This is a genomic window from Nocardia sp. NPDC004168, assembly GCF_040610355.1.
GTDB classification, from domain to species: Bacteria; Actinomycetota; Actinomycetes; order Mycobacteriales; family Mycobacteriaceae; genus Nocardia; species Nocardia sichangensis.
In genome coordinates this window covers 43,214-54,061 of record NZ_JBEXME010000018.1, presented here as the reverse complement: position 1 = coordinate 54,061, position 10,848 = coordinate 43,214, and the positions used below count along the sequence as shown (strand labels likewise).

1 protein-coding gene is annotated in these 10,848 nt (G+C 72.1%); it reads left to right on the top strand.

Translation table 11 applies throughout. The annotated features are described in order from the left end of the window. Positions 1-10,839, top strand: coding sequence for a type I polyketide synthase (locus tag ABZW96_RS26800; protein WP_355078390.1), 10,839 nt, complete (start codon positions 1-3; stop codon positions 10,837-10,839). The last annotated feature ends 9 nt before the right edge of the window (positions 10,840-10,848 follow it).

The window sequence follows — 10,848 nt, the reverse complement described above, 5'->3', positions numbered from 1 at the left end:
ATGGCCGACACCGACGAGCTACGCCGCTATCTCAAGAAGACGGCGAAGGAGCTCTACGAGACCAAACAACACCTGCGCGAACTCACCGACCGGACACGGGAGCCGATCGCCATCGTCGGTATGGCCTGCCGGTACCCCGGCGGCGTCCGTTCACCCGAGGACCTGTGGCGCGTCGCCGCCGCCGGCGTGGACGCCGTCGGGGTGTATCCGTCCGACCGTGGCTGGGACCTGGAGCGATTGTTCGATCCCGACCCGGACGTGCCGGGCACGGTCTACACGCGGGAGGGCGGTTTCCTCGATTCCGTCGCCGATTTCGACGCGGGTTTCTTCGGCATCAGCCCGCGCGAGGCCGCCGCGATGGACCCGCAGCAGCGCCTGATGCTAGAGGCGGCGTGGGAAGCGCTGGAAGACGCCGGGATCGACCCGGCCTCGCTGCGCGGTAGCGACACCGGCGTGTTCGCCGGGGTTGCCCACCAGAACTACGGGCCCCGCGTCGGCTCCCCGAATATCACGGCCGAAACGGAAGGCCACGCCTATCTGGGTGTTTCCAACAGCGTGCTGTCGGGCCGGATCGCCTACACCCTCGGGCTGGAAGGTCCTGCCGTCTCGATCGATACGGCATGCTCGTCATCGCTGGTCGCCCTGCATCTCGCGTGCCGAGCGCTGCGCAACGGTGACGCCACCCTGGCCCTGGCAGGCGGCGTCACCGTGATGTCGGACCCGTCGCTGCTCATCGCGTTCGCGCGGCAGCGCGCCCTCTCACCCGACGGACGGTGCCGGGCCTTCGCGGCGGCGGCCGACGGGACGGGTTTCTCCGAGGGACTCGGCGTGCTTGTGCTCGAACGGCTCTCCGACGCACGGCGGTTCGGGCACACCGTCCTGGCGGTCGTGCGCGGCAGCGCGATCAACCAGGACGGCGCCAGCAACGGACTGACCGCGCCGAACGGCCGGTCGCAGGAAGCCGTGATCGGGCAGGCGTTGCGCGACGCGGGGCTCGAGCCCGCGGACGTCGACGCGGTGGAGGCGCACGGCACGGGCACGATGCTGGGCGATCCGATCGAAGCCAGGGCACTGATCGCGGCCTACGGCGCCCGGCAGGCCGACGCGCCGCTGCGTCTGGGATCGCTGAAATCCAATATCGGCCACACCTCGGCCGCGGCCGGTGTCGGCGGAGTGATCAAGATGGTGCAGGCCATGCGGCACGAGATGCTGCCGAAGACCCTGCACATCGATGCGCCCACCCCCCATGTGGACTGGTCCGCGGGCACCGTGCGGCTGCTGCGGGACAGCGAGCCGTGGCCCGCCGGTGCCCGGGTCCGGCGCGCGGGCGTGTCGTCGTTCGGCGCCAGCGGCACCAACGCCCACGTCGTCCTCGAGGAAGCGCCCGCCGAGCCCGCCGCGGAAGGGGAGCCCGAGCCCGCTACCACGGCGGGGACCGGGTCGAATCACGCTGCTCTGCAGCACATCCCGTTGCTACTGTCGGCCGGTTCCGGTGCGGCGCTGCGGGCGCAGGCGGATCGCTTGCGACAGTGGATGGCGGACGACCCGGAAACGGACGCCCGGGATATCGCGCACTCGCTGCTCACCTCCCGTGCCCGGCTGGAGTGGCGCGGAGCGGTCGTCGGCCGCGACCGTGACGAACTCCTGGCCGGTCTGGCGGCACTCGCCGAGGGTCGTTCCGCGCCCGGTGTGGTCGAGGACCGCGCCGGATCGGGACGCACGGCGTTCCTGTTCACCGGCCAGGGTGCGCAGCGCGCCGGGATGGGACGGGAACTGTACGCGACGTTCCCGGTGTTCGCGGCGGAGCTGGACCGAGTCTGCGCCGAATTCGATCCGCTGCTCGGACGTTCGCTGCGGGACCTGCTCCGCGCCGAGGCGGCGGACGGCGACAGCGCGCCGGGCCCGCTGGATCGGACCGAGTACACCCAGCCCGCGCTGTTCGCCTACGAGGTGGCGCTGTACCGGCTCGCCGAATCGTTCGGCCTGACACCGGATGTGCTGCTCGGCCATTCCATCGGTGAGCTCGCGGCGGCGTATGTCGCCGGAGTGTGGTCGCTGCCCGACGCGTGTGCGCTGGTGGCGGCGCGCGGGCGGTTGATGGGCGCACTGCCCGCCGGCGGCGCGATGCTGGCCGTGGCGGCGCCGGAAGCGGAGGCGTCGGCCGCGCTCGACGGGTACGCGGGCCGGGTGTCCGTGGCCGCCGTGAACGGGCCCGCTTCCGTGGTGTTGTCCGGTGACGCCGACGCCGTCGCCGAGGTCGAGCGGCTCTTCGCCGCTCAGGGCCGTCGGACGAACCGGCTGCGCGTGAGCCATGCCTTCCATTCGGCGCGGATGGAACCGATGCTGGCCGAGTTCCGTGCCGTGGCCCGCGGTGTGACCTACCGGCAGCCGACGATCCCGATCGTCTCGAACGTTTCGGGCGCACCGGCCGCCGACGAGCTGACCGATCCGGAGTACTGGGTCCGTCAGGTCCGGGCGGCCGTGCGGTTCGCCCCGGGAGTCCAGGCGCTGGCCGCCGGCGGGGTGCGACGATTCCTGGAGATCGGTCCCGACGCGGTGCTGACCGCGATGACCCGCGAATGCTTGACCGAACAACCCGATATCGAGGCCCGCTGCGCGGTGGTCGCCGCCGCACGACGCGGCGCGGACGAGGTCGGACAGTTCACCGCGTTCCTGGCCGCCGCCCACGCCGCGGGCGCCGACGTGGACTGGAGCCCGGTGTTCACCGGTCGGCCTGCGCGCCGGGTCCCGTTGCCCACCTACGCGTTCCAGCGTCAGCGGTACTGGTTGCCGCCGACCGACGGCATCGGCGATGTGGGCCGCGCCGGACTGACGGCGATGGACCACCCGATGCTCGGCGCGGCGCTGGCCCTGGCCGGTACGGACGAGTGGCTGTTCACCGGTCGCCTGTCCACGGCGTCGCAGCCGTGGCTGGCCGATCACACGGTGTTCGGCACGGTGCTGTTGCCCGGGACCGCGTTCGTGGAGTTCGCGTTGGCAGCCTGCGCGCGAGTGGATGCCGGGACGATCGACGAGCTGGTCCTGGAGGCGCCGCTGCGGCTGGACGAGGGAACCGAAGTAGATATCCAGATCAGTGTCGAATCGCCCGACGACGCCGGGCGCAGGCGCTTCGTCATCGCTTCGCGGGCCGTCGGCGACCCGACCGCCGGATCCACGCACGCCCGCGGTGTACTCGCTCCCGACACGGGAAACGCGGCGGTGCCCGCTGATACGGACGACCCGTTCCAGGACGACGACGCGACCACCGGAGCGGCGCTCTACGACCAACTGGCCGCCCGCGGTCTCGACTACGGACCCGCCTTCCAGGGCGTGCGCCGGTTCGTGCGCCGCGGCGACTCCGTCGTGGCCGAGGTGCGGCTCGGCGAGACCGATTCGGACGCTTCGCGCTTCGGCGTGCACCCCGCACTACTGGATGCCGCGTTGCACGCCGCCGTCGACCTATTGTCCGCTGATTTCGCCGACAACCAGGCGCCGCTGCCGTTCTCGTTCACCGGCGTGCGGTTGTATCGCGGTGGCGCGAGCGCGGCACGCGTGCTGATCCGGCGGACGGGCGCCGAAGGGGCGCGGGTAGAGCTCCGCGACGATACGGACGCGTTGCTGCTGACGATCGATGCGCTGCGGGCGCGGCCGGTCGACAGCGACGCGGTGCGCAGCGCGCGCTCCGCCGGACCCCACCGTCTCTACGATGTGCGGTGGGCCACGGTGGCTTCCGGCGCCGGGTCCGGCGCGGTGCGGCTGGCGGCGGTCGGCGGACCGTCGGAATCCGCTTTCGAGGAACACTATTCGGATATGGCCGCGCTGGTAGCGGCCGCGGATACCGACACCCCGGGAGCGGACACCCGAGCGCAGCCCGACGCCGTGGTGTGGTTCGCCGAGTCCGGTCCCGGGCACGCCGTCAGCACCGAGGCCGACCGGGTGCGCCGGAGCGTGAACACCGCGCTGGCGGCGGTGCGGTCCTGGTTACGCCTCCCCGAGTCCGGCGACACCCGGCTGGTCGCGGTGACCCGTAACGGCGCCGGACTGCCCGGCGAGGATCCGGATCTGGCGGCCGCTGCGCTCTGGGGCCTGCTGCGCAGCGCGCAGTCGGAGCATCCCGGCCGGATCATGCTGGTGGACGCCGAGAGCGACGCGGTCATTGGGCCCGAGCTGATCTCGGCGGCCCTCGCGACCGACGAGCCGCAGCTCGCGGCGCGTGGCGGCGAGCTGGTCGCGCCCCGGCTCGCCCGGCGTGACGACGCGCCCGGCGCGGCCGTCACCCTGGGCCGAGGCACGGTGCTGATCACCGGCGGGACCGGTGGGTTGGGCGCGCTGGTGGCCCGGCACCTGGTCGCGACCCACGGTGTGCGGGATCTCGTTCTGGTGTCACGCCGCGGCGAACGGGCCGACGGTGTGCGCGAACTGGTGGCCGAACTGGCCGGACTCGGTGCTCGGCCGCGGGTACTGGCCTGCGACGTCGGCGACCGCGCCGCGGTGCGCGCCCTGCTCGACCAGCTGGCCGACGGTCCGGAGCTGACCGCCGTCGTCCATGCCGCCGGCGTCCTGGACGACGCGACGCTCGACGCACTCACGCCCGACCGGATCGAGCGGGTGTTCGCGCCGAAGGTCGACGCCGCACTACACCTGGACGAACTCACCCGTGACCGGAATCTGTCGGCGTTCGTGCTGTTCTCCTCGATCGCGGCGGTCCTTGGCTCGGCGGGCCAGGGCAACTATGCCGCCGCGAACTCGGTGCTGGACGCGCTGGCCCGGCGGCGCGTTGCGGCGGGCCTGCCCGCGGTCTCGGTTGCCTGGGGCCCGTGGAACCAGAGCGGCGGGATGACCGCCGAACTGGGACGCGCGGGCCTGGACCGCTTGTCCCGCATGGGCTTCCGCCCCTTGGCCGAGTCCGACGGGCTCGCGCTGTTCGACCGGACGGCGGGCGCGCAGATGCCGCTGGTCGCCGCCGTGGACTTCGATACCGCGGCATTGTCCGCGCAGGCCCGCGCGGATCTGCTGCCGCCGCTGCTGCGTTCGCTGGTAGCGGCACCGCGCCGTGCCGAGGGCGGCGGCGAACTGGCCGAGCGGCTCGCGTCGGCGCCACCGGACCGGCACGACGCGATCGTGCTGGATTTCGTGCGCCATCAGGTCGCCGAGGTACTTGGACACGCCACGGGCGAACAGATCGAGGCCGACAAGCCGTTCAGCGAACTGGGCTTCGATTCGCTGGGCGCGGTGGACCTGCGCAACCGCCTCACCAAGGCCACCGGTCTGCGTCTGCCGTCGACGCTGGCCTTCGATCACCCGACGTCCGCGGCGGTCGCCCGGCTGCTGCGTTCCCGGATCGACGGCGCGGGGCAGGGCGTCCGCCCGACGCGGAAGCGCGCGCGAGCCGACGAACCGATCGCGATCGTCGGCATGGCCTGCCGGTACCCCGGCGGAGTCGCGTCGCCGGACGATCTGTGGAACCTGGTGGCCTCGGGGACGGACGCCATTTCCGAGTTTCCCGCCGATCGCGGCTGGGATCTCGATCGCCTGATCGATCCCGATCCCGAACACACCGGAACCTCCTACGTGAACGAGGGCGGGTTCTTGACGGACGCGGCCGATTTCGACGCCGGATTCTTCGGCATCGGCCCGCGGGAGGCGAACGCGATGGACCCGCAGCAGCGTTTGCTGCTGGAGGTGTCGTGGGAAGCGCTCGAGCACGCGGGCATCGATCCGACGTCGCTGCGGGGCACCGACACCGGCGTCTACACCGGGGTGATGTACCAGGACTACGAGGTCTTGACCCGCAAGGCCGGACCCGAGGCCGAAGGCTACGTGGGCACCGGCTCGGCGGCCAGCGTGGTCTCGGGACGCATCGCCTATTCGCTCGGTCTGGAAGGCCCCGCGATGACTGTGGATACGGCGTGCTCGTCCTCGCTGGTGGCACTGCACGTGGCGTGCCGTGCGCTGCGACAGGGGGAGAGTTCGCTCGCCCTGGTGGGCGGTGCGACGGTGATGGCCACGCCCACGGTTTTCGTGGAATTCTCCCGCCAGCGCGGACTGGCGCCGGACGGGCGGTGCAAATCGTTCTCGGCCGCCGCCGACGGTGTGGCGTGGGCGGAGGGCGCGGCCGTCCTGGTGGTCGAACGGCTCTCGGACGCACGGCGACTCGGCCACAACGTGCTCGCGGTGGTGCGCGGCAGCGCGGTGAACCAGGACGGCGCCAGCAACGGTCTCACCGCGCCGAACGGTCCGTCGCAGGAGCGGGTGATCGCGGCGGCGCTGGCCGATGCCGGGCTCGGGCCGTCGGACGTGGATGCCGTGGAAGCGCACGGCACCGGAACGACACTGGGCGACCCGATCGAGGCGCAGGCGTTGCTCGCCACCTACGGCCAGGGCCGCCCGGAAGGTCCGCTGCGTGTCGGTTCGCTCAAATCCAACATCGGCCACACCCAGGCGGCGGCCGGTGTGGGCGGCGTGATCAAAATGGTGCAGGCGCTGCGCCACGAGATGCTGCCGAGAACCCTGCACGCGGAGGAACTCTCACCGCATGTGGACTGGTCGGCCGGATCGGTGCGCGTGCTGACCGACGCCGAATCGTGGACCTCGGGCAGCCGGATACGACGCGCGGGGGTGTCGTCGTTCGGTATCAGCGGCACGAACGCGCACGTGATCCTCGAGGAGGCGCCACCGTCCACGCGTGCCGAGCGACCGGCGGCGGACTCCGGCCCGGTAGCGGGCGGCGTGGTACCGCTGGTGGTATCCGCGAAATCCGCGGAAGCCCTGCGCGGTCAGGCCGAACGCTTGCGCTCCTGGCTGGCCGATACGCTGGAGATCGACCCGGGGCGGGTGGCGCGTGCCCTGCTCGACTCGCGCGCGCTGCTGGATCGCCGCGGCGTGGTCGTCGGCCGCGATCGGGAGGAACTGCTCGCCGGGCTGGCCGCGCTGGCGGCGGGAACGACGTCGCCGCACGCGGTCGAGGCACCGGCCGTGCCGGGTACGACGGCCTTCCTCTTCACCGGTGGTGGCGCGCAGCGAGTCGGTATGGGTGCCGGTCTGTACCAGGCGTTTCCGGTGTTCGCGACCGCGCTGGACGAGGTGTGCGCCGAGTTCGACCGGCATCTCGGGGGTTCCCTGCGGGAGGTGATGTTCACCGACGAGGCCGGGGTGCTGGACCGGATGGACTGGATGCAGCCCGCGCTGTTCGCTTTCGAGGTGGCGATGTTCCGGCTGCTCGAGTCGTACGGTCTCCTACCGGACCTGCTCGCGGGTCACTCGCTGGGCGAACTCGTCGCGGCCTACGTGTCCGGGGTCTGGTCGCTGACCGACGCCTGCGCGCTGGTGGCGGCGCGGGGACGACTGATGGGCGCGGCGCCCGCCGGTGGAGCGATGCTGGCGGCCGCGGTGTCGGAGACGGAAGCGGAGGAACTGCTGACCGGTCTCGCCGACCGGCTCGCGATCGGGGCGGTGAACGGTCCGGAGTCGGTGGTGTTCTCGGGATACGCCGATGCCGTCGACGAGATGCGGCGGCGGCTGACCGAGGCGGGACGGAAGCACACCCTGCTGCGGATCTCCCACGCGTCCCATTCGATGCTGATGGAACCCGTCCTCGACGAATTCCGCGCGGTGGCGGAGGGACTGACCTATCGCGAGCCCACCGTGCCGATCGTGTCGAATGTATCCGGCACGCGGGCCGGCGACGAAATACGCGATCCGGGCTACTGGGTGGCGCAGGTGCGCGGCTGTGTGCGCTTCGCGCCCGGGGTGCGCAGCCTCCTCGACTCCGGGGTGCGGCGTTTCATCGAAGTCGGACCGGACGCCGCGCTCACCGCGATGACCGGAGAATGCTTGGCCGAGCGTCCGGAAGTGGCGGCGAAGTCACTGGTGGCGGCCTCGTCCAGGCGTTCGGTCGACGAGGTGACCCAGTTCGTCACGCTCCTCGCCCAGTCCTTCGCGGCAGGCGCACCGGTGCGGCTGCGGTCGCTGCTGCCGGGAGCTGACGCACGGGTGGAATTGCCGACGTACGCGTTCCAGCGCCGCCGGTACTGGGTGCGACCGGCTCCCGAAGTCGTGACCGGCTCGTTCGGCCATCCATTACTGACCAGCGCGGTGCCGGTCGCGGGCAAGGACGAATGGTTGTTCACCGGCCGGTTCTCCGCGCGCACCCAGCCGTGGATCGGCGACCACGCGGTGTTCGGCTCGGTATTGCTGCCCGGGACGGCCTTCGCGGAGATGGCGCTCGCCGCGGGCGCGCAGGTGGACGCCGGGGTGGTCGGCGAATTGCTGCTGCAAGCTCCCTTGCCGCTCACCGCGACCGCCGAGATCGAGCTCCAATTGAGCGTCGGGGCGCGCGACGAGCAAGGGCGGCGCGGATTCGCCGTGCACTCCCGCGCGGCCGATCGGGAGTCCGACGGCACGGACCCGTGGGTGCGGCATGCGAGCGGCGTCCTGACCACCGCCGACGACGACCACGCGCCGGTGTGGAGCGAACCGGTGTGGCCGCCGTCCGGCGCGGAGCCGTCGGACGGGTCGCTCTACGACCGGCTGGCGGAGCGCGGCTTCGACTACGGTCCCGGTTTCCAGGGCGTCACCGCGTTGTGGACGCGCGGCGAGCAGACCTTCGCCGAGGTGTCCCTCGACGAATCCGTGGGCGTCGCGGCGGCTCCGTTCGGCATCCATCCGGCGCTGCTGGACGCATGCCTGCACGCGGCGCTCGGCGAGCTGATCGGCGACCTGCCCGCCGGGCAGGTGCCGTTGCCCTTCTCCTTCACCGGTGTGCGCTTGTGGCGCTCCGGTGTCACCGCGGCGCGCGTTCGCGTCGTCCGGGATGCCGAGGGGCAGGTCACGATCGACATCGCGGACGACACCGGCTCGCTCGTCGCGCGCATCGATGCGGTCTCCGCACGTCCGATCGCGGCCGACGCGCTGGGCGCGGCGCATCCGGGACGCCGTACGGCACCCCTGACGCTGAGCTGGACGCGCGCGGAGCTACCCGCGCTGCGGGCGGTGCCCGACCGTGTGGCGACGATGGGGCAGGCGCGAGTATCCGGTGTCGACCGTCACTACCTCGACGCGTCGGAAGTCGCTGCGGCCGAACAGGTTCCGGATATCGTCGTCTGGTCGCTCCCGGAGGGACCTGCGGCCACCGCTGACCCGGTCGAGCCCGGGACGGTGCGGGAGGCGACCCGCACCGCCTGGGAGCTGCTGCGCTCCTGGTTGTCGCTCGAGCGGCTGGCGGACACTCGCCTCGTGGTGGCGACCCGCCGCGCGACGGGCCTGAACGGAGAACCGGTCGATCTGGCCGCCGCCGCCGTCACCGGTTTGGTCCGCAGCGCACAGTCGGAACAGCCGGGTCGTATCGTGCTGCTGGACCAGGACGGAGACCTGGACGCCGCGACGGTGCTCGGCGTGCTGGAATCGGGGCACGCCCAAGTGGCGGTCCGCACGGGCGAGATCTACCTCCCGCGCCTGGCCTATGGCGACGTACCTACCGAAGAACCCGAAAACATCCGCAGCACGAGCGCTTTCGGCGATGGCACGGTGCTGATCACGGGCGGAACCAGCGGATTGGGCGCGGTGATCGCGCGGCACCTGGTCACCGCACACGGTGTCCGGCATCTGCTGCTGGTGTCGCGGCGCGGCGCGGCGGCCGACGGTGTCGCGGAACTGATCGCCGAGCTGGAACGGCTCGGTGCGCGCACCCGGGTCGCCGCGTGCGACGTGGCCGATCGCGCGGCCTTGGCCACCGTGGTCGAGTCGATCGGGACCGAGCACCCGCTGTCGGCGGTGATCCACTCCGCGGGCCTGATCGACGACGCCACCATCGAGACGCTGACCGCTCAGCGGATCGATCGCGTACTCGCGCCCAAGGTCGACGGCGCGCTGCACCTGGACGAGCTCACCCGGGGCCACGACCTGGCCGCGTTCGTCGTGTTCTCCTCGGCCGCGGCGATTCTCGGATCGCCCGGACAGGGCAACTACGCGGCCGCGAACGCGTTCCTCGACGGGCTCGCGCAGGCCCGGCGAGCGCAGGGGCTGCCCGCCTTGTCGGTCGCCTGGGGTCTGTGGAACCAGGACACGGGCATGACCGCCGAAATGGACCGGGCCGCGCTGGCGCGGCTGGAGCGTATGGGTCTGCGGATCCTCGGTGACTCCGACGGTACGGCGCTGTTCGACGCGGCGCTCGCCACGGATGCGGCCATGGTCGCCTGCGTCGAATTCGACAAGTCCGCCCTGGCCGCGCAGGCGCGTGCGGGGCTGCTGCCCGAAGTGCTGGGCGGCTTGGTCGTCGGCCGCGCCCGCCGGGTCTCCAGCGCAACGGCCACCGGCGGACTGCTGGCCGACCTGCTCGCCACCGCGCCGGAGGACGAACGCGACGCGCTGGTGCTCGGATTCGTCCGCGAACACGCCGCGGCGGTGCTGGGATACCAGTCCGCGGCGGCGATCGATCCCGAAACTCCGTTCAACGAGATGGGTTTCGATTCACTCGGCGGCGTCGAGCTGCGCAACCGGCTGTCGGAGGGCACAGGCACGCGACTGCCCTCGACGCTGGTGTTCAACTACCCGACGGCGAGCGCGGTGGCGAAACTGCTGCGGTCGCAATGGGAAGCGACCGCGACCACCTCGGCGATCGATGACCAGATCGCCGCGCTCGCCGCGCTGCTGGCGACCCTGCCGTCGCAGGAGGACAAGGCGCGGCTGGCCGAGCGGATCCGCGCGACGCTGACCGACGCCATCGACGAACCCGCGCCCGAGCCCGCGCCGGTCGCCGATCAGGGCCGCGACGCCGTCGAGGCGGCCGCCACGGCGGACGAACTGTTCGCTCTCATCGACCAGCAGATCAGCGGAAAGTAGAGGAAGGCC

Excerpts from the sequence above, each read along its gene's own strand:
- ABZW96_RS26800 (WP_355078390.1), top strand. The coding sequence starts at position 1 with ATGGCCGACACCGACGAGCTACGCCGCTATCTCAAGAAGACGGCGAAG.